The organism is Flavobacterium psychrotrophum, from assembly GCF_003403075.1.
In the GTDB taxonomy this organism is placed as follows: Bacteria; Bacteroidota; Bacteroidia; order Flavobacteriales; family Flavobacteriaceae; genus Flavobacterium; species Flavobacterium psychrotrophum.
Window position 1 is genome coordinate 2,724,154 of sequence record NZ_CP031557.1, and the last position, 25,910, is coordinate 2,750,063.

The 25,910-nt window shown below is 39.0% G+C and carries 26 protein-coding genes, 1 tRNA gene and 1 pseudogene; 13 read left to right on the forward strand and 15 right to left on the reverse strand.

All coding sequences use genetic code 11. From position 1 onward, the window contains the following. Positions 1 to 381 precede the first annotated feature (381 nt). The 7 genes from DYH63_RS11670 to DYH63_RS11700 form a co-directional block, all read right to left on the reverse strand. Positions 382 to 1,302 (reverse strand): AraC family transcriptional regulator, encoded by a 921-nt coding sequence (locus DYH63_RS11670; RefSeq protein ID WP_205528243.1) that lies wholly within the window; start codon positions 1,300 to 1,302, stop codon positions 382 to 384. An 89-nt stretch (positions 1,303 to 1,391) separates the two neighbouring features. Beyond that, a complete protein-coding gene (locus tag DYH63_RS11675) occupies positions 1,392 to 2,330 on the reverse strand; it encodes an NADP-dependent oxidoreductase (RefSeq protein WP_116788974.1) in 939 nt (312 codons plus the stop codon). 27 nt (positions 2,331 to 2,357) lie between these two features. Beyond that, positions 2,358 to 3,863: an L-dopachrome tautomerase-related protein gene (locus tag DYH63_RS11680; protein ID WP_162927008.1), complete on the reverse strand. Its 1,506-nt coding sequence runs from the start codon at positions 3,861 to 3,863 to the stop codon at positions 2,358 to 2,360. 5 nt (positions 3,864 to 3,868) lie between these two features. Then, entirely contained in the window at positions 3,869 to 5,008 is a 1,140-nt protein-coding gene (locus DYH63_RS11685; protein ID WP_116788976.1) for an L-dopachrome tautomerase-related protein, read from the reverse strand. 149 nt (positions 5,009 to 5,157) lie between these two features. Next, the gene (locus DYH63_RS11690; RefSeq protein ID WP_116788977.1) at positions 5,158 to 5,727 is read right to left on the reverse strand and encodes a YbhB/YbcL family Raf kinase inhibitor-like protein; all 570 of its coding nucleotides are present in this window, start codon (positions 5,725 to 5,727) and stop codon (positions 5,158 to 5,160) included. Positions 5,728 to 5,919: 192 nt separating this feature from the next. Continuing rightward, entirely contained in the window at positions 5,920 to 6,774 is an 855-nt protein-coding gene (locus DYH63_RS11695; protein WP_116788978.1) for an MBL fold metallo-hydrolase, read from the reverse strand. Between the two features lie 93 nt (positions 6,775 to 6,867). Then, complete coding sequence (locus tag DYH63_RS11700; RefSeq protein WP_116788979.1) at positions 6,868 to 7,668, reverse strand: helix-turn-helix domain-containing protein; 801 nt, start codon at positions 7,666 to 7,668, stop codon at positions 6,868 to 6,870. Positions 7,669 to 7,848: 180 nt separating this feature from the next. Between DYH63_RS11700 and DYH63_RS11705 the strand changes: the two genes are divergently transcribed. From DYH63_RS11705 to DYH63_RS11720, 4 genes are all read left to right on the forward strand, one after another. Continuing rightward, positions 7,849 to 8,706, forward strand: a complete 858-nt coding sequence (locus DYH63_RS11705; protein WP_116788980.1) for a helix-turn-helix domain-containing protein — start codon at positions 7,849 to 7,851, stop codon at positions 8,704 to 8,706. 70 nt (positions 8,707 to 8,776) lie between these two features. Further along, positions 8,777 to 9,340: a DUF417 family protein gene (locus DYH63_RS11710; protein WP_116788981.1), complete on the forward strand. Its 564-nt coding sequence runs from the start codon at positions 8,777 to 8,779 to the stop codon at positions 9,338 to 9,340. 126 nt (positions 9,341 to 9,466) lie between these two features. Beyond that, positions 9,467 to 10,006 (forward strand): carboxymuconolactone decarboxylase family protein, encoded by a 540-nt coding sequence (locus DYH63_RS11715; RefSeq protein WP_116788982.1) that lies wholly within the window; start codon positions 9,467 to 9,469, stop codon positions 10,004 to 10,006. Between the two features lie 29 nt (positions 10,007 to 10,035). Beyond that, positions 10,036 to 11,085 (forward strand): alpha/beta hydrolase, encoded by a 1,050-nt coding sequence (locus tag DYH63_RS11720; protein ID WP_205528244.1) that lies wholly within the window; start codon positions 10,036 to 10,038, stop codon positions 11,083 to 11,085. A gap of 66 nt (positions 11,086 to 11,151) precedes the next feature. Here DYH63_RS11720 and DYH63_RS11725 read toward each other — a convergent pair whose 3' ends face one another. Continuing rightward, positions 11,152 to 12,066, reverse strand: coding sequence for a helix-turn-helix domain-containing protein (locus tag DYH63_RS11725; RefSeq protein ID WP_116788983.1), 915 nt, complete (start codon positions 12,064 to 12,066; stop codon positions 11,152 to 11,154). 205 nt (positions 12,067 to 12,271) lie between these two features. On the opposite strand from DYH63_RS11725, the gene DYH63_RS11730 reads away from it, so the two are divergent. The 8 genes from DYH63_RS11730 (at position 12,272) to DYH63_RS11765 (ending at position 20,044) form a co-directional block, all read left to right on the forward strand. After that, positions 12,272 to 13,477 carry an MFS transporter gene (locus tag DYH63_RS11730; RefSeq protein WP_116788984.1) on the forward strand — a complete coding sequence of 402 codons (1,206 nt, stop codon included), beginning with the start codon at positions 12,272 to 12,274 and terminating at the stop codon, positions 13,475 to 13,477. Between the two features lie 102 nt (positions 13,478 to 13,579). After that, positions 13,580 to 14,404, forward strand: coding sequence for an SDR family NAD(P)-dependent oxidoreductase (locus DYH63_RS11735; protein WP_116788985.1), 825 nt, complete (start codon positions 13,580 to 13,582; stop codon positions 14,402 to 14,404). Between the two features lie 41 nt (positions 14,405 to 14,445). Further along, positions 14,446 to 15,177: a hypothetical protein gene (locus DYH63_RS11740; RefSeq protein WP_116788986.1), complete on the forward strand. Its 732-nt coding sequence runs from the start codon at positions 14,446 to 14,448 to the stop codon at positions 15,175 to 15,177. Positions 15,178 to 15,221: 44 nt separating this feature from the next. Continuing rightward, the gene (locus DYH63_RS11745; protein WP_116788987.1) at positions 15,222 to 16,064 is read left to right on the forward strand and encodes an alpha/beta fold hydrolase; all 843 of its coding nucleotides are present in this window, start codon (positions 15,222 to 15,224) and stop codon (positions 16,062 to 16,064) included. Between the two features lie 46 nt (positions 16,065 to 16,110). Continuing rightward, the gene (locus tag DYH63_RS11750) at positions 16,111 to 17,007 is read left to right on the forward strand and encodes a helix-turn-helix domain-containing protein (protein WP_116788988.1); all 897 of its coding nucleotides are present in this window, start codon (positions 16,111 to 16,113) and stop codon (positions 17,005 to 17,007) included. A 186-nt stretch (positions 17,008 to 17,193) separates the two neighbouring features. Then, the gene (locus tag DYH63_RS11755) at positions 17,194 to 18,012 is read left to right on the forward strand and encodes an SDR family NAD(P)-dependent oxidoreductase (protein ID WP_240408982.1); all 819 of its coding nucleotides are present in this window, start codon (positions 17,194 to 17,196) and stop codon (positions 18,010 to 18,012) included. Between the two features lie 186 nt (positions 18,013 to 18,198). Next, entirely contained in the window at positions 18,199 to 19,014 is an 816-nt protein-coding gene (locus DYH63_RS11760) for an SDR family oxidoreductase (RefSeq protein WP_116788990.1), read from the forward strand. Positions 19,015 to 19,141: 127 nt separating this feature from the next. Beyond that, the gene (locus tag DYH63_RS11765) at positions 19,142 to 20,044 is read left to right on the forward strand and encodes a helix-turn-helix domain-containing protein (protein WP_116790818.1); all 903 of its coding nucleotides are present in this window, start codon (positions 19,142 to 19,144) and stop codon (positions 20,042 to 20,044) included. A 93-nt stretch (positions 20,045 to 20,137) separates the two neighbouring features. Here DYH63_RS11765 and DYH63_RS21315 read toward each other — a convergent pair whose 3' ends face one another. The 7 genes from DYH63_RS21315 to ribD all read right to left on the reverse strand — a co-directional run bounded on the left by DYH63_RS21315 (position 20,138) and on the right by ribD (position 25,358). Further along, positions 20,138 to 20,302 carry a hypothetical protein gene (locus DYH63_RS21315; RefSeq protein ID WP_162927009.1) on the reverse strand — a complete coding sequence of 55 codons (165 nt, stop codon included), beginning with the start codon at positions 20,300 to 20,302 and terminating at the stop codon, positions 20,138 to 20,140. Positions 20,303 to 20,362: 60 nt separating this feature from the next. Continuing rightward, a complete protein-coding gene (locus DYH63_RS11770; RefSeq protein WP_116788991.1) occupies positions 20,363 to 21,448 on the reverse strand; it encodes a PDDEXK nuclease domain-containing protein in 1,086 nt (361 codons plus the stop codon). A 3-nt stretch (positions 21,449 to 21,451) separates the two neighbouring features. Then, positions 21,452 to 22,786, reverse strand: a complete 1,335-nt coding sequence (locus tag DYH63_RS11775; RefSeq protein WP_116788992.1) for a site-specific integrase — start codon at positions 22,784 to 22,786, stop codon at positions 21,452 to 21,454. A 273-nt stretch (positions 22,787 to 23,059) separates the two neighbouring features. After that, positions 23,060 to 23,134, reverse strand: a tRNA-Val gene (locus tag DYH63_RS11780). Positions 23,135 to 23,227: 93 nt separating this feature from the next. Further along, entirely contained in the window at positions 23,228 to 23,605 is a 378-nt protein-coding gene (locus tag DYH63_RS11785) for a DUF4258 domain-containing protein (protein ID WP_116788993.1), read from the reverse strand. A 75-nt stretch (positions 23,606 to 23,680) separates the two neighbouring features. Further along, positions 23,681 to 24,301, reverse strand: coding sequence for an HAD-IA family hydrolase (locus tag DYH63_RS11790; protein WP_116788994.1), 621 nt, complete (start codon positions 24,299 to 24,301; stop codon positions 23,681 to 23,683). Further along, entirely contained in the window at positions 24,279 to 25,358 is a 1,080-nt protein-coding gene (ribD, locus tag DYH63_RS11795; RefSeq protein WP_116788995.1) for a bifunctional diaminohydroxyphosphoribosylaminopyrimidine deaminase/5-amino-6-(5-phosphoribosylamino)uracil reductase RibD, read from the reverse strand. The genes DYH63_RS11790 and ribD overlap by 23 nt, the downstream gene beginning before the upstream one ends. A gap of 113 nt (positions 25,359 to 25,471) precedes the next feature. Between ribD and DYH63_RS21630 the strand changes: the two are divergent. Beyond that, positions 25,472 to 25,858: pseudogene (locus DYH63_RS21630) on the forward strand (GNAT family N-acetyltransferase); the annotation flags it as partial. Positions 25,859 to 25,910: the final 52 nt, after the last annotated feature.

Sequence of the window (25,910 nt, forward strand, 5' to 3'; positions counted from 1 at the left end):
TGGAAAGGCTAAGCTTTCTTTTACCGGACAGGATTTCAGATTTTCGCAAACCTAGGATTTCTGAAAGTTCAGTGTCAGAAAATATTTAGCTGACCTAGCCGTAGCAAAATCATGGCGCTTTCGCATATTAAGAGTTCACCCACATATCATAAATATTTTAAAGAACTTCAGGTAATGGAATATATCCGTTACAATCTTCTACCATCCGGGGTATTGGAGTGAGGTCGAGTTGTTGTTCAAAAAATAGATATAATTAGATGAACAACTCGCACCACTGGTGCGAGTTGTTTAATTAGGTTGAATTGTCGCATCACTGATGCGACAATTCAATATATTGATGTGATATTTAAGATGAACCATGTCAGTGATTATTTATGCAAATTACCCTGCGAAACTACTACACGTAGTACCTGCATCATCATAGTATTTTTTAATTACCTTGGTCAGGTGGCTGGCATCGGTAAAGCCCAGGTCATAAGCTATTTCCTTAAGACTTTGCCCCGAATATTCTAATCGGCTTTGAGCTACATTTACACGGGCTTTCAAAATGTACTCCTTGAGGCTCTCACCTGTTTTCTTTTTAAAATATTCGCTTATGTAGGTAGGAGATAAATTAAATTCTTCTGCTATAGCATCTGCTTTAAGTTTGCCGTTATCAAAGAGGTTATATTGTATATATTGCAATACATCACGCGTTTGACTGTCTTTATCCTTATGTTTTTCCAGAAAACTGTTTTCGAAGTTTCGTAATAGTATGTTAAGCATTGCCACCATATTTGTCCTTAGTATCGACTCCGAAAAATTTTGCTGTTGCCTTTCCTGCTGCATGCTGTTTATAAGGCTTATCATAACAGACTTGTCAGCTTCAGAATGTATAACATCTCCGGGCACCCTGTTATAACTGCTTAGGATATAGTGCAGGTTACTAAACCACTGGCTATAATCCATCATGGTTCGTTTGTCATTTTTAAAGAATAACGCATTAAACCGGATGAACGTGAATGTAGTAGGAGTAGCTATTTCAAAAGAATGGCAATCATATGGAGGCAATAAAAAAATACTACCACCTTCATAGGGGAGCAAACTATTGTTGATGCATTGTTTACCTTCACCTTCCTGAATATATACTAATTCAAAGAAATTATGCTGATGTGGGCGGCGGCTCCACTCAGTAAGCGTTTCCTTTTCTATCTCAAAAGGGTGTAGTGTATTTTCGATATGCATAACCTGTACTTTTTCTTTAGGAGGGTAACTAAGCAAATATAAAACTTTATCCCCTTTTATGGTATAAAACAGCTTCATGTCAGTCTCTGTTTTAATGGTATGAATGTATTGAGAAACAATGCCTGCATTGCGCTATACATTACAGGCATTGTTATCTTCTGTATTTGTTAAAGTGTAACAACAACTTTGCCTACAGTCCGGCCACTTTCTACGTGTTCATGTGCCAAAGCCATATCATTAAAGCCGAATGTTTCTGAGATGTGTGATTTAATATAACCTTTTGCAAGCCATTCAGCAATTACTTTCATATCATCCCCATTAGAACTTACCATGAAGAAATAACCGTTTACTCCTTTTACCCTGGCTTTTTCGGTTACGGCCTCATTAAGACCCGTTGGTATGCTAATTAGCGTACTGCCACTTTTTGCAACCTCAAGAGAATTATCAATATTATCGCCCCCTACGGTATCAAATATAAAATCATATTCATTAGCGCTTTCTCCCCAGTTGTAACCATGATAATCAATATGATGGTCTGCACCTAAGCCTAATACAAAATCTTTATTTTTAGCAGACGAGGTACCCGTAACTTCTGCTCCAAGGTGTTTTGCTATTTGTATTGCAAAATGCCCAACACCACCGGATGCCGCGTGCACTAGAATTTTTTGCCCTGCCTGTACATTTGCTTTAAGCACTGTCGCCTGGTAGGCTGTAAGCGCAGCGAGTGTAGCCGCGGCAGCTTCTGAGTGGGAAATATTAGCCGGTTTTAATGCGAGATGGCTTGAGGGAGCCGCTACATATTCAGCATAGGCTTTACCATGGCCGGGAAAGTTAACCATACCAAACACTTCGTCTCCTTTTTTAAAGCCCGAGTTGCTGCCGGCCTCTTGCACAACTCCGCTGATATCCCAACCCAATATAAGTGGCAGTTCGTCTTTTAGCCTTCCAAAAACGCCTTTACCGGCGCGGCTTTTTACGTCTACTGGGTTAATACTTATAGCTTTTACCTGTACTAATACTTCGTCATTATTAATTTTGGGCGTTGGGAGTTCTGTATAGGTCAATTTATCTGTCCCTCCCGGTTCGCTTATTTGTATTGCTTTCATTTTAAATTTATTTTAATTTGTTGATTATTATCTAAATGGTACACCTGCTGCAAGTGGTTTAAACCTGAAAATGTAATATGGAGCTTTGGCTTTGTTATCGCCATTATTAAATGCACCCCCAAGGTGTACCTGAGCTGCAGATACATACATAAACCCATCGGCAGCATTGTAGCTAACCCCATCCGGCCACAGCATTCTTTTGTCAGCTGTAAAGTCATGTACACTACGGTCTTTAGCCAATACCACACTTATACTGTTGGTTTCTAATGCAGTTAAATATATATTTCCATCAATATCAATACTAAGCCCTCCATTATTAGGCTTTGTAGAGTACGTTTCTACACGCTTATCCAGTTCAGTCTGTGGAATAACTTCGTTTAAAAGGTCATCAAACTTTAAACGGTAAATTTTGCTGCCATTCAGCGGGGCATAGTACAGCCACTCAAAATTAGCATCGGCTGTAATACCATCGCAACCCACAAGTAAGGGTTTGCCGCTAACCGAAAGAGTCTTGCTATTTATAATGGTGGGGGTATTTTCAGGTAATGTGGTCCTGGTACCTTCAAGCAGCCTGCGGGCTGCCCCTGTTTTCATGTCTATTACCATGAGTGCTGCCTTACTGCCGTCTCCACCGTTGCCTATGCCTTCATCGGCAATTACAAACACGCCATGTTTAGTATCTACTACCATGTCGTTAGGTTGCGATGTGGCTGCAAGAGAAGTTTGCGGTAAGTAATATATTCTTTCAAGCTTATTGGTACGGGTATTCCAACCTACAATTTTAGGGGTAACAGCATTGCGCTGCCCCATATCGAGCATCCAGATAATACCATTAGCGTCGTTGCGTATGCCCAAAACATTGCTCAGGTAATGATCGTCTGTATCGCGTGGTGTATTCCATTCAATGTTTGGAAACGGCACACTTGTTTTTGTTCGCGCATCATATTTCATAACCCTTATTTCGGGGTTAAAAAACGGATGGTTACTGTATACCAAATCGCCTTGAGGGGTGTAGGCTATATTGCCTACCGGATGGCTCACTTCGGCATACACTTCAGCTTTAGAAACCTTGCCGTTCCATTGTGCCGGTGAAAGAGTTTGGACGGCAGATTTTGCAAAATAATTATCGGTACCTGCCAGCCAGTCCATACGCGCCGGACTAAAAAAATCGATATCTATGGTATTGTCCTCAAGGGCTATAAAACTGTGGGGGATATTTGGGGGAATAATAATTCCTTCGCCGGCTTTTACAATAACTTCTTTACCTGCTACCAGCACTTTAACGCTGCCTTGTGTAATGAGCGAATACTGCTCATTTGCGTGTTGATGCATGGGTACCACGGCATCCTTTTTATAAGTAAAGTAACCTATAGTGCCGGATTCTCCTGAAATAGTACTGCGCGTTAAGAGTTGGTTTAACGGTTTAGAAGGTAGGTCTTTAAAAGAAAAATGCTGTATTTCCTGAGAGTTTCCTGCTACGCCGGACAGTATTGCTGCACCCATAACTATATTTTTAAAAATTGCTCGTTTCATGTTCATTACAGTTTTAACCTTAATAGTTTATACGGTTTTTGAGTCGTATTTACATTGTTATTAAACCACGGCATGTGCTGTATTTGCGAAATCGAAATGTACAGATAACCATCAGCAGAAATACTGTAACTATCAGGCCATATAAGTTTTTCAGGATCAGTTACCAGTGTATGCATTTTAAGGTCGGGAGTAATTTTTACAATACTGCTTTTTTCAAGATCACCCAGGTAAAGGTTGCCGTCTTTGTCAAACTCCATCCCATCGGTAGTTATAAAATGCCCCAGGTCTTCTACCTTATCATCAATAGTTTTTAAAGGCGTAGAGAAATCTCTTAGTAAAGCGGTACTTACACGGTATAGTTTATCGTCTGTAAGGGGTTTATAGTATAGCCATGCTTTATCCTGTGTAAGTGCTATACCATCCGAATTTATTTTAGGAATGCTGCCATCTGCTTTGGCAAACTCTTTACCGTTAAATGCAAAATGATAAGCAGGGTCGGATGTTACCGATGGCGAATCATGTAATACAAATCTGGAATCGCCTGTTTTTGTGTTAAGCACTACGATACCGCCATTTGATGAACTGGTCATGTAGGCAAAGCCATTTGTGTTATCTACCCTTATATCGTTAATATAACTCTCTTTACCCGCTACGTTTTCAGGAAATTTGTAAATACGCTCTATTGTATTATCAGCAAGCTTTATTTTAATAACCTTGTTACTGTTTTTATAAACAGGCCCAAGGCCTATACCGGCTGCATCTACCACCCATAAATAACCTTTTTCATCCGCTACTACCGCCTGTATACAAACAAACTTATCGCTGCCATTGTCTCCTTTTTTAAAACTGTTCCATTGTGCATTGGGATAGGGTACCGGTTTTCCATCTTTTACTTCTACAACCGAGTAGCTGTGCTTATCCAGCCAGTAAGGATAATTGGTAAATATCCTGCCCTCAGGCGAAACAGCGACGCCGGTAAGTTGATAGGTGCTGTCTGCAAATACCTCTCCAAGCTGCACAGTGGTTGCTGTCTGAAGGGTATCAGCTGTTGTGGTTTGCACTACCTCGTTCGTTTTTTCTTTATTGCCGCAGGCAGAGAGCAAAGCTGCTATTATGACCGAGGCTACTTTAATATAATTTTTCATGATATTATAATTTATATTTTTTTGATGAAACAAAGTTACTTTTGCTTTACACCGATTGTATAGTACGTTTTTAGGATTTAATAGTACAAAATCACGTTTTGATTTTAAAAAAAAGATACCGCCCGTTGCCGGACGGTAATCTAAACCTGTTAAGGCACATAAACATATGCTATTATTGATGCCTTTGCTATAACATTGGCACTAAGGTTAAAACCCACAAGTGCAGGGTTGGCGTCTTTATCCAGGTTGAGTTTTGATTTAAGGGCATATATAGTAATTACATACGGGTGGTAGCCACTAGCGGGTATAGGAACCGGGCCTCCGTAGCCATATTTTTTAAAATCATTTAATGATGAAATGCTCCCTGCCGGTAAAAGTTCAGGATGGATACTTGCCGCGCCTGCTTTTAACGATTTTGTGTCTTTAGGGAGGTTAAATAAAACCCAATGCCACCAACCACTTCCGGTAGGTGCGGCGGCATCATACATGGTTACGGCAAATGCCTGCGTGCCCTCAGGTGCGTTTTCCCATTGCAGGTCAGGAGAAATGTTGCCTCCGTTTACTCCCCAGTCGTTATAATAAAATTCTTTTGTAAGTTGCCCACCAAGTGTGTTGCTTTTTAAAGTAAAAGTTTTAAGGCTATTTTGAGCCTGTGCTCCAGCGAATGAAAGTGCAAATACACCTACTGCAATTAGTTGTTTAATTGAAAAAGTTTTCATGATACATTATGTTTAAAATTTTAAAAATTGTTATTGCCGGTATGGTAACCTGACAATGCAAAGTTCAGCAGCAGGTGCCCGTTTTGTGTGGTACGTTTTAAGGTTTGACAGGTAAAAAAACAGGTAGTCCTGTAAAGCACAAAACCTGCTTAATTAGTATTAAACAGGTTTTGTAAAGGAAACGACACTCTATTAAATCCATTGCTTTGGTATAAGCTGGTACCCTTCATTTTGCTTTTTGACATAACTTAGATTAGGAAACTCAAAATGAGGGCCGGCTATTAGCAACCTTTCGGTATATGCCTTTTCTAACAATGTTATTCTTGTTTTTGCTGCCATTGCATAGTCTACGTCTGTAGCAAATCCTACTTCAGGCATAGCAGCCTGTACAGCGGGTATCGTAAATATATCGCCGCAGAAGAGTAGCTTTTCACCTTCCGACTCTAATAAAAAACCTGTATGTCCTGGTGTGTGCCCCGGAAGGGGAACGGCAGTTATAGCTTCAAGAATTTGTGTGCCAGACGTGTTAATCCTTTCATAAGATCGTAATGCTACCCTAACATCTTCGGCATTTTGTATATCATGAGGCTGTGTATGGCTGGTATTCAGCCAATAGTTTTCTTCCGTTTCAGACACCCATATTTTAGCATTTGGAAAGTTTTTTTCGCCATTTTGATTTATAAGCCCATAAAAATGGTCGCCATGCAGGTGCGTTAAAAGTACTGTGCCTATTTCATCCGGTTTTATTCCCATGAATTGTAACGCCGCCAGTAGATGCCCTTCAATATCCGGGGCAAGTTTGTTCCCCATACCGGTATCTATAAGTATTGGCATATGCCCTGCGCCCTCTATAAGAAATACGCTTGTTGTAAGCGTAGGCACTTCAGGCCTGAATGTTTCGTGCAAAAAACCGCTAAGGTCTATATTAGGCAAATGGGTTAAATAAGGTTCACCCGCAATAAAATGGCTGTCGTTTATAACGGTTACTTTTTTATTACCAATTTTCCATTGGAGTATCCCCGGCAAAAGTTTAAGATCTTTATTCATTATTAATGTATTGAGTTTATAAAATAAGTTTCCTGTCCATAGAGTGACATCTATAGCTTTAGAGATTCATTGAATTAAAAGTAACTGCTGTGTTTAGGTTTGTTTAGTAACCATAGAAGGTGCTATGCCATAGTGTTTTTTAAAGGCATATGAAAAATGGGACAAGTCCTGGAAGCCAAGATCCTGATAAATTTCGATTGAGGTCTTTCGTTCTTTTGTAAGTAATTCCCGTGCTGCCCCTAACCGTTTTTTAAGAATCCATCGCGCCGGAGACTCATTGAAAACAATCTTGAAATCCCTCTTAAAAGAAGTAAGGCTACGCCCTGTTAAGTATGCGAAACGTTCCAGTGATACATTAAACTGAAAATTCTCCTCCATAAAATCTTTAAGGGCTATTTTTACGGGCTGCGAAAAATCGAATAGCACATTTTGCCACATTACGTCATTTTTTAATAATAGAAGTAGTGCTTCCCTTTGTTTTAATTGCGCAAGGCTTATATCGGTCTCTAAAAAATCTTCGTAATCCAGTAATGATTTCATAAAGATCTTTATTAGTGAATCGTTTTTAGGCATTTTAAAATGGGTTACATCTCCCTTTGCATTATATTTAAATTCTTTTGCAAAATTTGTGAGGGTGTTTTCGTCAAAAAAAAGGGTTATGGTTTTAAAATCACTTTCAGATCCATTTAGTTTTTTGAATTTAAGCAATTGGTTTCTTCTGCAAAAAAAGACATCGCCTGCTGATATTGTTTTCTTATAAGCACCAAAATCGAGTTCCATGTCTCCTGCAACTACAAGACCAAGGCTATGCTGCGCTACAAACTGCTCTCCATCTTTCCAGCGCGAGGCATGGCATGTAAAGCTTACGGGGAAAAACGTATCCTGCTTAATCATAGTTTTCAGTACTAATTCTTATACAAAGATAAATACATTTCTACAGAGATTACTTTGTAAAAAAGGCCAAAGTTAGCTTTGCCAAAAAGGCCATTTCTACAAGTAGTATAATTTTAAATTTTTCTTCTAGCGAGTTGAAAAGGACTTAAATTTGCTTTTGAGTAAAACAAACAAATTTATATGGGGCAGCTAATATCAGGATCCGGAACTAAATTAATAAGCCTGCAAAATACAGTGGAAAACATTTTGGTTCAGCCCATACGGTTTAGTGAATACAGCATAATTTTTGTTGACGGCGGAGAAGGTACTTTTTATTCAGATTTTGGAGCATTTACCTTTAACGGCCCTATGCTTTTTTTTGCCACCCCAATGCAGCTAATTTACATTGAAGCGGCAATTGCCATACAATATACTGTGCTTCAATTTCACGGCGACTTTTATTGTATGGAATACCATAGAGAAGAAGTAGCTTGTAATGGTTTACTGTTTAATAACATATATATAGAGCCATCATTGCAACTTAATCTTGCAGACCATAAGAGCTTTAGCCAGCTTATCAACCAGATAACCGAAGAGTTTTCTATGCCCACACCGTCGGATATTGTATTGAAATCATTATTGCAACTGTTTCTTGCAAAGTCGAGCCAGGTTAAAAACAGGGAACTGGACAGTGCTGTAAACACAATACAGCGCGATGATGAAATGGAGCGTTTTAAGCAACTGCTGGAAACTCATTTCCTTACCCTTCGCAAGCCCTCTGATTATGCCGATCTGCTCATTATGGCTCCTAACACGCTTACCAAAAGGTGTAGCAAATACTTTAAAAAAACACCATCGCAGCTCATCACAGAGCGTCTTATAGTAGAAGCTAAAAAGCAATTGCACCAAACACGAAAAACGATTAAGGAGATAGCGTATGCCCTTAACTTTCAGGATGAATTTTACTTTAGCCGTGTTTTCAAGAAATATACTAACGAATCTCCCCAAACCTTTAGAGACAAAACAGGCATATCTATAGTGGCAGATTTGTACAGGTAATATCCTTTTTTGTCCATGTTTCAGGGTGTATGCCCAATGTAACTTTGTATCAACAAAAACAAATTACATCATGAAACAGATTATAATACAACAAATAGCCAATTTAGAAAATGTGGCTAAAAACGCAACCCGATTTGGTATAGTGGTTGTGTTTATCTGGATAGGAAGCCTTAAATTCTTTACCTATGAGGCCGATGGTATAGTACCCTTTGTGGCCAATAGCCCTTTTATGAGTTTCTTTTACAACACCCCTGAAACTTATAAAACACATCAAAATAAAGAAGGCGAATTTATAGCCGTAAACCACGAGTGGCACGAGCAAAATAATACCTATGGTTTTTCAGAAGGCCTCGGTATTTTTTTAATCGCTACCGGCCTATTAGTAGCCCTCTACAAGGTAATTCCGTTTTGGAGTATGATAGGCAGCCTGCTGGTATTTATAATGACTTTGGGTACACTCTCATTCCTTGCAACCACACCCGAAAGCTGGGTACCTAACCTTGGCGATACTGATTACGGGTTTCCATTCCTCTCCGGACGTGGCAGGCTGGTCATAAAAGATATAGTAATCCTTGGTGGTGCCCTTATTACCATGAGCCAGTCGGCACAGCTATATCTTTCACGAAACAAATAAGAGTTTTAAACCGTAACGTGATTCTGTGCTATTCTTCCTGAAAAATGAAACATCCTGCGGCAAACAGGCAACCTAACTTTGCTATATCAAATTGAAATAATCAATAACATTAAAAAATTAATAATCATGAAAACAATTAATGTACCAACTAAAGAACAGGTAAGTGAACAATCACAACAATTATTTGAAGCCATTTCTAAAAAAATGGGTAAAGTGCCAAACCTTTATGCTACTATTGGATATTCTGCAAATGCGCTCAAGGGCATACTGGAGTTTGAAGAAGCTTTTAGCCACAGTGCATTTAGCGCAAAAGAGCGTGAGGGCATTAATCTTGTAGTATCTCAGGTTAACGACTGTAATTACTGTCTTGCAGCACACACCATGCTTGCCGGGCTTAAAGGCTTTAAAGCCGATGAAATTATAGCCATGCGTAAAGGTTTTTCTGCCGATGCAAAATTTGAAACTGCACTGCAACTTGCAAAAGCAATAGCTGAAAATAAAGGTGCTGCTGATGCAGAGCTAAAAGAAGCCTTTTTTAATGTGGGTTATACCGAAGCAGCACTTATTGACCTGATTGGTATTATCACCGTTCGCACTTTTACAAACTACGTGTATGCGCAAACAGAAATCCCTGTTGATTTTCCTGCTGCACCGGCACTTAACTAATTTAAAACAACACAATAAATTTTTTAACCATGAAAGCTTTAAATTTAAAACACGCGGTAATAGCACTTGTATTACTAACCGCAAACGTACTAATGGCACAGGAAAGGCCTTATAAAGGAGAAAATGACCCGGAGGTATTTACAAAAGTCCAGTCATTTTTAAAAGCGTTAAATTCAGGAGAAGGTAAACCGATGGAACAATTAGGCCCGGCAGATGCCCGCCAGGTATTAGTAGGTGCACAAAAATCGGTTACCGTTGATTATTCTGGTATTGAAGAATCTGAACGCGTTATTTCTCAAAATGGATATAATGTAAAAATACACATTACAAAGCCTAAGGGGGCTAAAGCTAATGCTCCCGTATTTATTTTTATTCATGGTGGCGGATGGGTTTTAGGAGACTATCCTACACACCGCAGGTTAGTGCGCGACCTGGTTGTAGAAAGCGGAGCTGTAGCAGTATTCCCTGATTACAGCCCTTCTCCTGAGGCTAAATATCCTACAGCGATTAATGAAATTTATGCAGCTACTGAGTGGGTATCAAAAAATGGCAGCGAAATAGGAGTTAATGGTAAAAACCTTGCCGTTGTGGGCAACAGTGTAGGTGGTAACATGGCGGCTGTAGTAGCCCTTATGGCAAAAGATAAAAAAGGCCCTGAGATTAAATTGCAGGTGTTGCTATGGCCGGTAACCGATGCCAATTTTGAAACACCTTCTTACAATGCGTATGCAGACGGCAGGTTCCTGACTAAAAATATGATGAAATGGTTTTGGGACAGCTACCTTCCGGACGCTGAAAAAAGAAAAGAAATTTATGCCTCTCCTTTGCAGGCCAGTGTAGCGCAACTTAAAGGTTTACCACCAGCCCTTGTACAAACTGCCGAAAATGACGTATTGCGAGATGAAGGCGAGGCTTATGCCAGAAAACTTGACCAGGCAGGAGTACCTGTAACATTAACACGATACGGAGGGCTGATACATGACTATGGACTACTAAATCCAATAGCAGATGTACCTGCAATAAAAACAGCCATATTACAAGCGGCAACCGTGATAAAAAGTAGTTTGGCTACGAAATAAAATCAAATTATATATAACAAAAAAAGATAAGCCGGGATGCTTATCTTTTTTTGTTATGTGCAATATTTATGCTTGTGCTTTATACTGTTGTTTGTATTGTACTGGGGTGTGACCAACTACTTTTTTAAATAACCTTGTAAAATAGGATGGCGTTTCAAAGCCAAGGTCGTAGGCTATTTGCGCCACATTATTATCGCTGCTTAATAACAGGTTTTTTGCTTCTTTTATAAGGTAGATGTGGATATGGTCTAAGGCTGTTTTGCCGGTTTCCTGTTTTAAAACATCACTTAGATAACGTGGCGATATGTTGAGTTTATCGGCAAGGTAATTAACTGTTGGAAGCCCCTGGTTTTGGTGAAGCAGTTTTTCAAAATATCCTCCTAAAAGATCCTGAAATTTTTTTAAAGTGGTTCCTGATACGTTGGTGCTGCGATTAATGAACTGTCTTTTGTAAAATCTGTCCGAATACTTTAAAACAGCGTCTATATGCGACAGGATAATATCACGGCTAAGTTCATCCTGGCTGGCTTCATGTTCGGCGCGCATCTTATAGTATAAATCCCAAATTACGGTTTCTTCCTGTGGCGAAAGGTGCAATGCCTCGTTAATTTCGTATTCAAAGTAGCCATACTTTTTTATCTGTTCATGCAGGTGGTGCCCTGACAGATAGTCTTCATGAAAGAACATTATAAAACCTTTTTCGGCAAACTGTACATTACTTACTTCAATAATTTGCCTCGGTTTAACAAAAACCATAGAGCCATTGTCATTATCATACTTGGTCTTACCATACAACATATAGCCTTCTTTGATTTTTTTGAGTGCTATCATATAGAAGTCTCCGGTAAAACGGTCTTCACCTACAGAATATGTCATTAATTCTTTACAGGTCATCATCGTCACAAGCGGATGCAGAGGTGGTTCAAAACCGCTTTTATCATGTAACTCAGTGATCGATTTGTAGTGTGTAATTTTTTCCATAGTGAGGTATGTTGTCGTTGGTTTTTATTCTATAAGCGAAAAGTAATCAAAATTATCCAAGACTACAAAAAAGAATAAATCTTACATAATGGAGAGTATGGTAAACTTACGTATATCTGTGCTATTTCTCACTACTTATGAACCATTTTGCTAATTGCGCTACTGGTAATTTTGATATATCAAATAAGCATAATTATTAAATATCATGAAAAATCAAAAACTCGAATTTTTGCATATAAGCAGCTTGTTAGCCTTTGTACTTATACCCCTGGGTGGCCTTACCACAGATATTTATATCCCATCATTACCTTCTATGGCACATCAACTTAATGTATCGGTTGAAGCGGTGCAGTTATCATTGCTTATTTTTATGATAAGCTCCGGTATAAGCCAGTTGTTTATAGGTAGTGTACTGGATAGTTTTGGCCGTTACAAAATTAATATCGCAGCACTTGTATTATTTGCAATGGCAAGTTTTACTATCGCTTTAGTTCCTGATATTTACCTGATTTATATAATGCGGGCTGTACAGGGCATAACAGTATCCCTGATAATAGTGGGCAAGCGGGCATTTTTTGTAGATATGTACACCGGCCAGGCATTAAAGAACTATACCAGCCTTTTCTCTATTGTATGGGCCACAGCGCCAATAATCGCACCTTTTATTGGTGGCTACCTGCAACAGGTATTTGGCTGGCAGTCTAACTTTTACCTGCTCGGAATTTTGACAGCCCTTGTACTTGTGCTCGAACTTAAATTTACAGGAGAATCTTTAAAAACATTTCAGCCATTTAATTGGGAAAGGATATCTAAGGTTTATAACACCATGCTGGGCACACCCGATTTTACCCTGGGCTTGCTGATTATAGGGTTCACGTATTCATTACTTGTTATATATGGCATGGTAAGCCCTTTTATAATTGAGAAAGTATTTGGCTATACCCCTGTCACAACAGGCTATAGCTCCCTGCTCTCTGGCGTAGCACTAATGAGTGGCGGCCTTATTAGTAAATTGTTATTAAACAAACCGTTGTTTGCAAAACTTAATGTGGCAATTGCACTTCAGGTTATAGCAGTCTTAGCTATGTGGATCACTACGCTGTACACTAATAATATTATTATACTGATAGGCTTTACTATGCCCATCCACCTTATGTCGGGCTTTATATTCAATAACGTTTATGCCTACAGCCTGCAGCGTTTTACACAAAATGCAGGCACTGCCAGCGGCCTTACCGGAGGAGGTATTTATGTAATAAGCTCCATTGTGGGTTACGGGATGATTAATGCCTTTAGCGTAAAAACTGTTCATGCCTTATCAACTGTAAACCTTGGTATAGTGATCGTATTACTATTAACTATTCTTGTATTTAAACACTATTCAAAAGCAAGAATAGCTATTACAGACTAAACGTTGTTTTGTGCTATTACTGCCTACAAATGAACTATTCCGCACAGTGCTGCACATCTAACTTTGCTATATCAAATTACAACACTTAAAAACATATACATCATGTCTAAAACAATTTTAATTACAGGAGCATCAAGGGGTTTTGGTAAACTATGGGCAGAAGCCTTTTTAAAACGTGGCGATAAAGTAGCCGCTACAGCCCGTAACCTTTCTGACCTTGATGATCTAGTTTCAACTTATGGAAGTAACATCCTTCCGGTTAAGCTTGACGTTACAAAGCGAGAAGCTGTTAACGAGGCTATAACCACTATAACTAATTACTTTGGCAGTATAGATGTGTTAATAAACAATGCGGGATACGGCTTGTTTGGTACTGTAGAAGAAACTACAGAAGAACAGGCAAGGGCGCAAATGGAAACCAACTTTTTTGGGTTGCTGTGGGTAACACAGGCCGTACTACCGGTTATGAGGGCACAAAAAAGCGGTCATATAATACAGGTTTCAAGTTTCCTGGGCTTAACCACATTGCCAATGCTTGGCTTATATAACGCTTCTAAATTTGCTGTTGAAGGTTTAAGCGAAACTATAGCTACCGAAGTTGCACACCTGGGCATTAAAGTTACCCTTATAGAACCTAATGGCTATGCTACCGACTGGGCAGGCGCATCGGCTACGCAAACACATGACGGTATTGAAGATTACACTATCATACGTGAGGCTTTTGCCACATCGGGAGAGAATCCTGATACGTGGGGCAAACCCGAAGCTACGGTTGATATAATGGTTAGCCTAACCGATAATCCTAACCCTCCGCAAAGGCTTTTATTTGGAAAAATAGCCTATCAGTCCGTAAAACAGGCATATACCGAAAAACTTACAGCTATTGAAGCATGGAAAGAAGTGAGCATTGCTGCCCACGGACATTAATTTTAACCACCTTATAAAAATCAACATTAAAATATTCAATCATGAAAACTTCAACCCAACAATTAGTAAACAAAGTTATTGCTGCCAACGGTGGCGCAAATGCAACGGAATATAAAACAGTAAGACTACACACCAATATAGGCGGCGTGGTATGGGATATAAAAGGGCATACAGGTGCACTCGCAGATGTAGAATTTACAGGATCGCTCACTGAACAAAAAGCTTCCTGGAAAAACATTTTTAAACGTGGATATATTTCAACATTCGAGCCCGGTAAAGTAGAACTCCTTGATGAAAATGGTGGCCTTAAAGGTGAGTTAATTAATCCAAAGGATTCTTTTAAAGGGTATACTGTAGAAACGCCATGGTCTGCTGAACAGGTAATTTATTTTTCCAGCTATGCAACCTGGAATTACGCTACTACACCTTTCAATTTCCTTGTTCCGGGGGTAGAAGTTAATCAGCTGGAAGACTGGGATGAAAAGGGGGAGATCCTTCAAAGGCTTGAAGTTATTTACCCTGACGGTTTTACAACCCACAGCAAAAGACAGGTATTTTACTTTGATGCCAATGGACTTTTAAAACGCCATGATTACTGGCCTGTGGTGCTGGGTGGCTCTTCTGCAACGCAAATTATTGAAGATTATAAAGATTTTCAGGGTATTAAAACGGGCACTAAACGAAGGATTTATATTCTTAACGATACTGACAACAGCTATCAGACTGACCCCATCTTAGTATCTATCGACATCCTTGATGTAAGTTTCGAATAAAACCTCATTTAAAATTAACAGACTTCTTTTAAAAACATATAATTATGAATACTCAAGATTATACAGCCGCTACCGCACCTACGCAATATATAAATGTAAACGGTATAAATTACGCTTATCGCAGGTTTGGCAAAACAGGAGGAATCCCGGTTGTAGGGTTTCAGCACTTTACCGGTACGCTTGATAACTGGGACCCTATTATTCTTGAAGGCCTGGCAAAGGAACGCGAGGTACTTATTTTTGATAATACCGGGGTAGGCAATACATCTGGTGAAACGCCGGACAATGTATTGGAAATGACACATGACGCGGTAGACTTTATTAAAGCTTTAGGCCTTACTAAAATTGATGTACTTGGATTTTCCCTTGGAGGGTTTATTGCACAATATCTGGGTGTACTTTACCCTGAACTTGTAAGGAAACTGATTATAGTTGGGGCGGCGCCACAAGGTTCAAAAGTTTTAGAAGGTTTCCCGCAGTTGATTTACAAAGCCATGCAGAAAGAGCCTGCTGAACGGTTTTTGTACATTTTCTTTACAGCGTCTGATGAAAGCCGGGCTAAAGGCAAAGAAACATTGCAACGCTTATTTGAAAGAACAATTGACCGTGATAACGAAAGTAAAGAACAGGCTGTCATGGCACAGCTAACAGCAATAACCAATTGGGGATCTGACCCTGTCACCATAGACCTCAAAAAAATACAGCATCCCGCATTAATTGTGCAGGGCAGTAACGATAAAATGATGGATTCTGACAATTCATACCTGTTGTTTAAACAATTGCCTAATGCTGTATTAACCTATTACCCCGATGCTGCACACGGCTCTTTTTATCAATACCCTGAACGGTTTGTAAACCAGGCAAACGATTTTTTAAATGCCTTTTAATTAATTGGTTGTGTTTACCAGCACAAGGGTTTAAAAACTCTAAAAAATGAAACATTATAAAACACTTAGTGAAATGCACCGTGATAATGGATGGCCACCACCGGAACATCCGTTGTTAAGTATTGTAAGTTGCCAGAAAGATTGCCCGCTTGGAGACCGTGAATTTACAAGCAATTGTTATATGATTGGTTTTAAAAAATTAAAATCGGGCGTAATACTCTATGGCCGCACAAGCTATGACCATAGCAGTGGTGTTATGATGTTTGTAAAGCCCCGTCAGATTATCGAAATGAAAAACCTTGAATTTGAAGAAGATGGTTTTATGCTACTCATTCATGAAGATTATTTTAACGGCCACGAAATGCATAACAGCATAGAAAAATACGGCTTCTTTGAATATGAAATTAACGAGGCATTACATTTATCGCCAGCCGAAGAGGAAATTATACTTAGCCTGCACCAAAAGATTGTAAGGGAATATTACAATACTACAGATGAATACAGCCGGGAAATTATATTGAGCCATATCGATTCTATACTAACGTATGCCCAACGTTTTTTTAAAAGGCAGTTTATAAACCGTACAGACTTTTCAGGCAAAACAGTTACAAAATTTAATGAGGCTTTTAAAGCGTATATGAACAGTGATTTACCCAAGGAAAATGGGCTTCCTTCTGTAAACTATCTGGCAGAAGGTTTAAATCTTTCACCACGCTATCTAAGCGACCTCCTTAAGCAGGAAACGGGTAAAACGGCTATAGACCTCATACACATACATCTTGTAACGATGGCTAAAAACATGCTGGTAACCGGCAATAATAATATTAGCGAGATAGCCTACCTGCTTGGCTTTGAGAACAGTTCTTATTTTACCCGCCTGTTTAAAAAACAGGTTGGGCTAAGGCCAATGGAATTCAAAAGAATAAAAATGGGACAGGCATAATTCGTCAACTCCCCAAAGCACATTTTATAATAATACTATAAAGACTCGCAGAGCTTTATCTATTATCATCATTTATAAAACAGCATACGTAAATCTGTGCTATTTCTCCCCACATATGGACTATTCTCCCGCCTATAGTCGGAATAAATTTGTCCTATATAAATAACATTAAAAAATAAATATATCATGAAAACAATTTTTATTACAGGAGCATCTAGAGGTTTTGGAAAACTTTGGTTAGAGGCATTTTTAAAACGCGGTGATAATGTAGCTGCTACATCAAGAACAATAGAGGCTTATAAAGACCTGGTATCGCAATACAGTAAACAGTTTTTACCGCTTCAGCTGGATATAACCGATAAAAAAGCGGTTACCGAAGCAGTTAATAAAGCACATAAACATTTTGGAAGCCTTGATGTAGTTATTAATAACGCTGGTTACGGCTTATTTGGCGCTATTGAAGAAGCTGGAGAACAGGAAACTAAAGATATTTTTGAAGCTAACGTTTTTGGTACACTGTGGGTTACACAGGCAGCCCTTCCAATTTTCCGTGAGCAGAAAAGCGGACACATCATTCAGCTTTCAAGCGTACTGGGGGTATGGACGCTGCCTACACTTGGTATATACAACGCTACTAAATTTGCTGTTGAGGGCTTAAGCGAAGCATTAGCCAGCGAAGTAGCTGAATTTGGCATCAAAGTAACAATTATTGAACCAAATGGCTACACAACAGATTTTGGTGGCGCATCTGCTGTGCAAAGCGAAGCGATACCAGCTTATAACAATGTAAAATCTGCCCTGGGCGATACTGAAGGATTGTTACCCGAAGATTATGGTAAACCGGAAGCTACAGTACCCGCAATCCTTAAACTAATAGACAGCCCGGAACCACCATTACGTCTTTTCTTAGGTAAGTTAGGATACACCAAAACTAAACGTGTATATGCAGAGAAACTTGCTACATGGGAATCTTGGGAGGATGTAGCTGTTGCGGCACACGGTTAATTGAAAACCTAAAAAAAATACAACTCAACTCCCTTGTAAATACGTTTTCAGGGGAGTTGTATTTTTTAGGTTACTATTCAGAGATATGTATAAGTCATGCCGTGATATGTATAAATTATTAATTATGAATAGTCGGAACTTTGTTGTGTTAATAGAAACAAAGAAAAAACTTAAAAATTATTTGTAATGAAAAAAACAGTTTTAGTTACTGGTGCATCATCAGGCTTTGGTAAAGAAACCGTAAAGTTGTTTCAGCAAAGAGGCTGGAATGTAATTGCAACGATGCGTACCCCGGAAAATGAGCACGAATTAAATCACCTGGATAATGTACTTGTTACAAAGCTTGACGTACAGGAGGAATTTTCTATAAAAGCATCCGTGGAAGCCGGAATAGAAAAATTTGGAAGTATTGATGTCTTGGTTAATAACGCCGGTTATGGATTAATGGGGGTTTTTGAATCTGCTACAAAAGATCAAATACAAAAGCAATTTGAAGTTAATGTGTTTGGGATGATGCAGGTAACGCAGACCGTTTTGCCTTATTTACGTAAAAATGGCAAAGGAACAATTATTAATATCTCTTCTTTTGGGGGATTGGTTGCACTGCCGTTCACGAGTCTTTACGCTGCATCTAAATTCGCTGTTGAAGGATTTTCCGAATCCTTATCCCACGAACTGGTTAAGCTTAATATCAAGGTGAAAATTATTGAGCCGGGAGGTGTGCATACTAATTTCCGTAATGGATTAGATGTAATCAAAAATGAAATCCCAGAGTATGACCCACTGATGGGCAGTTTTTTCGGGCGCTATGCTCTTCCCACAGAAAACATTGATAAAGCAACACCTCAGGATGTAGCTGCAACTATTTTAGAAGCCGCTACAGATGAAACGAACAGATTAAGATATATAGTAGGCAATGATGCTCAGTTTTACGCTGACCTGAAGTTTAAAAATGATGAAGTGCAATTTATTAATTCGGTGAGAGATTTTTTTATCAATTAAAGTGAGGCGACTCCCTCAATTGTAAATATTGATATATAATTGTTTCAGATTATTGAGGGAGTACTTTTATTACCGGTCCATATTCACCTGATAACCTTGTGAAAATTAATTAAATTTATGAATGGCTATGAAACCAACATATATTGATATAAAATCCATTTCTGAGGTACATAAATTCTACAATTGTGGTAAACCCAAGCACCCATTAATCACCGTTATTGATTTAGCACAGGTTAATCCGGACAGGCCAGCAGAAAATGTATTTTACAGGACTGATTTCTATTCTATTGTTTGCAAACGTTTTGAGGGGGCTATAAAATATGGCAAATCATATTACGATTTTGATGAAGGTTCACTAATGTTTACATTACCAGGGCAGGTAATTTTGTCGGAACCTGGTATAAATATTATTGAGGGATGGGGCATTTTCTTTCATCAAGACCTGCTTGTAGGTACTGAACTCGGAAGGAAAATTAGTGATTATTCTTTTTTCCAATATAGTACAAGTGAAGCCTTACATATTTCTGAGGCTGAAAAGCTAATATTGCAGGATACAATTAACAAGATAAAAACAGAATATTCTCAAAATACGGATAAGCACACCAAGAGCCTTATTGTAGATAATCTACAATTAATACTCAACTATTGCAACAGATTTTATGACAGGCAATTTTATACCCGCGAAAAAGTAAGCAATGATATTGTTAAAAAATTTGAGGGATTGCTTATTGACTATTTTAAAGAAGATAATCTTACAAATGATGGTATTCCTACTACAAAATATTTCGCTTCCCGTTTAAATCTATCTTCTAATTATCTGTCTGATGTGCTAACTAGATTTACGGGTAAAACCACTCAGGAACATATTCACCTAAAGATAATCGATATGGCAAAAATCACTCTCTACGATAGCACAAAGTCAATCAGTGAAATCGCATATAGTTTAGGTTTTGAGCATCCATCACATTTTACCAAGTTATTTAAGAATAAGACTGGGATTTCCCCCAGGGAATATAGAAATTTGAATTAAACAAATTCTTATGCTGGTTTTGTAATAAAGGTACTTACATCGGAAAAACTGATAGGCTCAGGTCATACACGTTATGATTTCAAAGGCAAAGGTTCAGGAAATCGGATAATTTTTATCCTCATATTTCTCAACCAGCATAGAAAGGATTTCCATTTCATCGGATTCCTCACTATCAGGCTGCAAATCGAGTTGCATCAGTTCGTGTATACGCGCAAGGGCATCTTCATGTTGCTCTTCGGTTCTGATTAATCGTAACATCTTGTCTGATTTAAAAAAAAAAGATAAAAAAACGTCACCAAAATGGTAACGTTTTTAATTTTAATCTTGATTGCTATCCGGCTTCTCTTCTTCAAAAATATCGTTGAACTTTTGCTGCAACAGTTCCTTTTCTGGAAGTTGTGTCCGGTATTTTGCAACCATAGTTGGGGAAAGACTACGGCTCAATGAATATTCAACTACCTGATTATTCTTGTCTTTACAAAGCAGGATACCAATACTTGGGTTCTCATGTTCCTTCTTGACATCCCTGTCCAGTGCTTCAAGGTAAAAATTAAGCTGCCCGATATGCTCCGGTTTGAATTTACCCGCTTTCAGCTCAAAGGCAACCAGGCATTGTAAACCACGATGATAAAACAATAAATCAATGTAAAAATCACTATCGCCGACCATTAACTTATACTCGTTACCGATAAAAATGAAATCACGTCCAAGTTCTAAGATGAAGTCTTTCATCCGGTTTAGTAATCCGTTTTGTAAATCACCTTCACTATGCTTCTCGGGCAGATTTAGAAAATCAAAAACATAAGAATCCTTGAAAACCTGCTCTATGTCAGTTTTTGAATTTGACTGAATAACGGATTTTGAATTTTCACTCGTCATTGCCCGTTCAAATAGACTGGAAGAAATCTGACGGTCAAGTTCACGAACGCTATAGCTTTCCCGGATTGATAATTTAATGTAAAACTCTCTTTCTTCCATTAGCTTACATCGCGAGAAAATAGTCATGTGGTGTGTCCAGCTAATTCTTACAATAATACTCTCTTTAATATCTATTGCTTTAAATTGTGTCATCAGTGATGACACAATTGCAGATTCTTGATTTTCAGAAGATAAGGAATTACTTGAACTCATTATTAATTTATGATTTTCAGGATACGATTCGTAAAATTGTATCATCCTATACAGGCCTCTGCTGTTGAAACCTTTGAGTTCCGGATTATTGCGCTGAATGTAAGCCGACAATTCAGTAACAGTTTTATCTCCCCAGTCGGCATGGTTTAATTTATTACTTATATACCTACCTACATTCCAGTATAGATTTATCAATTCAGCATTTACAGCTTTAATCGCGTTTGTACGTGATTGTTTTATAATTTGAACTATTTCTATAAAATTATTTTCCATGATTTAAACTTTTTTAAGATGAGGATTCCCGTGAGACAGCGCCAGCAGTTCTTTCAATTCATGTATTTCCTGCTGCATTTTAGATATGATGTCCGGTGACGGTGGCTCAGGTGTAGTTTCCTTACTGCTCAGCCTCAACTGTAACTGTTTCATTTCCCTTCCTACCGATTGCTGCTCGGTAATGGCATACTCTTCGGTCTGTTTTACCGATTGGTGTCCCAACAGTTCCTTCACCACATGAATAGGTACATCATTATTGAGCGTTACGGTGCTCCCGAAGGTGCGCCTGGCCTTATGGGTGTTTAATGTGCTTTCGATGCCGCACAGCGTAGCTACTTCTTTAAGGTACTCATTCATTTTCTGATTGGAGGTTACCGGCAATACCGATTCCCTTTGCAGGCAGATAGGATGGTCTTTGTAGCGTTCCATGACTGCTTTGGCTTTCGGTAACAAAGGCACATTAATAGTCCCACCGGTTTTCTGCCTTTCACTGATAATCCACATTTCCCCATCAATACCTAACTTAATATCGGATTTCTTCAGGTTGAAGGCATCAATGTAGGCCAGCCCGGTATAGCATTGAAATACGAAGATGTCACGTACTGTGGTAAGCCGTTGAGTGGAGAAGGTATGGTTTTCCAATAGCACAAGTTCATGGGCGCTCAATGGCTTTTTATGGATCTTGACTTTCTTCGCTTTGAAACGCTTGAATGGGTCAGTTGCTATAATCTCTTTATCAATTGCGAGTAACACAATCTTCTTGAAATTGGTAATGTACTTCACCGCTGTGTTGTGGCTGATGTTTTTAACTGTCTTCAAATAAAACTCATAATCCTTTACAAACTCAAAGTTGAGCTCGCGAAAATCCATATCCTCCACATTGTACTTAAAGCGGAGGTATTCTTTAAGGTGCTTCTTGGCTACCTCAAAACGTACGTGTGTACCGATTGCATATTCGCCTCTCTCGACCAAGGCTAGTAATTCATCATTGTGCTTTTGGAACTCCTGCACAATCTTGCTCTGCGATGCTGCTTTGCCCATCACATAATCCATAAGCTTTTCGCTGGTCACAGGTTTACCGGCATACATCAAATCGGTGCGGTACTGCTGGATTTTCATCTCAAGGGTTTCCAGGAAGAAATTCACGGTACGTGCATCTTCTTTGTTGCCCGTTGCACGCTCTTTGGACTGATCCCATCGGGTGGCATCCCACCGGCGGCGGGTAGAGGTTTCTTTTGGTACTCCGTCAACAGTAATCCTCAAGTAGATTAACCTGTCATTTGTCTCTTTTCGCGGGGTCTTCAGGAAGAAGGTTAACCCAAAACTTGTTGCTAACATAATTCAACATTTTAAAAATTAATAAAATTAGAATTATAGCGTCTGTAAATCAAGTCGTTAAGCAGGTTTACCAGTTGAAAATCAAAGTGTTACATCATATTTTGTGGCACATTTTTAAAAATTTCTTTGGTGCCACAAAAAGTGCCACAAATTTTGGGCATTTTTGTAAATTTTGATAGTGCAGGAGGGTAAAATAAAAAAACCTGCAACTTCGTAAAGTGCAGGTTTTCTGTGATTTAACTAACTTTATCTGGAAATAAAGCCTTGTACTAGTGGGCGATGAGGGGTTCGAACCCCCGACCCCCTCGGTGTAAACGAGGTGCTCTGAACCAGCTGAGCTAATCGCCCTTTCGGGTTGCTTTACGTTGTTGTTATTAGTTCCGTATTGCGAGTGCAAAGATAGCACAGTTTTTAATATTTGCAAGCTATTTCAAAAAAAACTTACTGTTTTTTTACCGCTATCAGTAAAGCCCTATCTTCGCTATTTGCTACTTCTACAGTAATAGGCTCTCCTTTAGCATTTTTGCCTTCCACTACATAAAGTTTCCCGCCTTTACCGGATGGCTTATTACTTTTAGAAAAATCAACATCTCCATATTCTAAAGTATTCTTTACATCTTCCTGGGTAACCCATCCCTCTTTAAGCGTATGGTTTGCCTCCTTACTAATAGTAAGCCCTTTTGAACGGATATTCTTTAAAACCCTGCAGTTTGGCATATAACAAAAATCCTGGCCACGCTTATTAAATATAAAAACAACTACAAATGCGCCCATCATCAAGCCAAAAAGGTAATAGGCAAGCCTATGCTGAATCTTCATCTTCTAAAAAATTTAGGCAAAAGTAAGCATTGGGCAAGACACAAAATAATAAATGCAGGGTAATTTTAAATCTATTTACGGTGCTGTGTCAAGGGTCAGCACCTTTTTATCAAAAAGATCTGTTACATCTTCCGTATCTTTTTGTAGGTTCCATACCTTAAATCCCAGTTCTTGCGCAGCATCGGTATTAAACTTTTTATCATCTACTACCAGCGTACGCTTTGGCTGAATGTCGTGGTTACCCACAACATAGCTAAACGCTTCTGCATCGGGCTTCCTCACTCCTATTTCGTGGCTAAAATATACCTTTTCAAAACACTGGTAAAAATCGCTATAGAAGGATTCCCCTACTTCATTTTCGAATTTCTCTATATGTATAGGATCTGTGTTGCTCAACAAAAATAACCTATAGTTAGGAGCCAGCTTTTGCAGAAACTCAAGCCTGTATAGCGGAAAGTCGGCAATACCGGCATTCCATGCATTTTTTATTTGGTCTAGTGTTGCATCGTTTGTAAAAGGTTGTATGCCTTTCAGGTAGTCATCAGAACTTATTTTTCCGGTCTCAAATTTCTTTTCAAGCTTTTCCAGATCGGCATTCCAATTGGTTATACCAATAGCAGCAAGTGCCGCATCCTTACCTTTTTTATCTTTATTTAAAAACACATCCCCCAGGTCAAATATTATCGCGTTTATCATAGTTCCTGAAAATTAGCAGTTCATCATCAAGTATATTTTCCCTGCTTACAAGATTTCCGGTCAAAACCGGTGCTAATGTACCTTTGCCAAAAACTGACAATCCTTTAAACACACGGGCTTCATCCCAAAGATTGGCATCAATAAACGACTGTAGCGTTTGCCTGCCCCCTTCCACAATTACCGACAGCAATCCGTGCCGGTGCAGTATAGTACCTATAGTATATGGTAAATCATCGTTAAAAGGTACGGTTTCATAAAGCAGGATATCTAAGATAGCAAAATTGCTTTTCTCCGTCAATATTATTGACTTTATTTTTTGATTTTTAACAGCATAACTATCAGGTATGCGAGCAGTTCTGTCTAAAACAACACGCACAGGATCTGGCCCTGTCCAGCTACGAACGTCAAGAGATGGGTTATCATCCAGCACGGTAGTAGTACCCACTAATATCGCCGCCTCTTCACTGCGCCATTTATGAACCAGCTGGCGCGAATATTTATTGGTTATCCAGACAGGCTTTTTATCTTCTATTTTATCCGATAATTTAGTGTGCGGACTCAAAAAACCATCAGCACTTTCAGCCCATTTAAGTATGATATAAGGTCGTTTTTTTTCGTGAAACGTAAAAAAACGGCGGTTACTTTCACGGCATTCTTTTTCCAATACACCAATAGTGACTTCCCTGTCTGCTTCACGCAACTTTTTAATGCCGTTTCCAGCCACCTTTTCATGCGGGTCTGTGGTGCCTACCACTATCTTTTTTATTTGTTGGGCAATAATAAGATCACAGCAAGGCGGGGTTTTTCCGTAATGACTACACGGCTCCAGGCTTACATAAAGTGTAGCATCAGGTATCAGGTGCGTGTCCTGCGGCAGTACCGAATTGATACAGTTAACCTCACCATGCGGGCCACCATAAGGAGAGGTATGGCCTTCGCCAATAATACGTCCATTATGTACAAGCACGGCACCTACACTGGGGTTAGGCATGGCAGCACGCATACCATTTTCTGCCAGGTCAAGGCAGCGTTGCATATATATTTCGTGGTTTTCCATTTTGTAGTATACGCAGTTACTGCGCCTGTTTATTTATCATTCCAAAGTTACAAATTACCGCATTACCCCTATGACCAAATTACCAAATGAACAAATAACCCTAACTTTGCACTATGAATATTATTACCATACGCCCTATACAGCCCGCAGACAACCATAAAATAGCCGCTATAATTCGCGGTGTGTTTGATGAACTCGATGCACCTAAAACCGGCACTGCTTATGCAGATCCTATATTAGACACATTAGGCGAGGTATATACTGCTGAAAAATCGGTTTATTTTATTGCTGAAGTTAACGGGGTTGTTGTAGGCGGCGCCGGTATTGCAGCTCTTGAAAATGGCCCCACAGGTATTTGTGAACTACAAAAAATGTATATGAGTAAGGCAGCTCGTGGTAAAGGCATTGGCGCAAGCCTGATGGAGCATTGTATTAAAGCCGCAGTAGATTTTGGCTATAGCCAATGCTACCTTGAAACGTTACCCTACATGGAAGACGCCCAAAAACTCTACAAAAAACATGGTTTTAAATACCTTGACGCGCCTTTGGGTA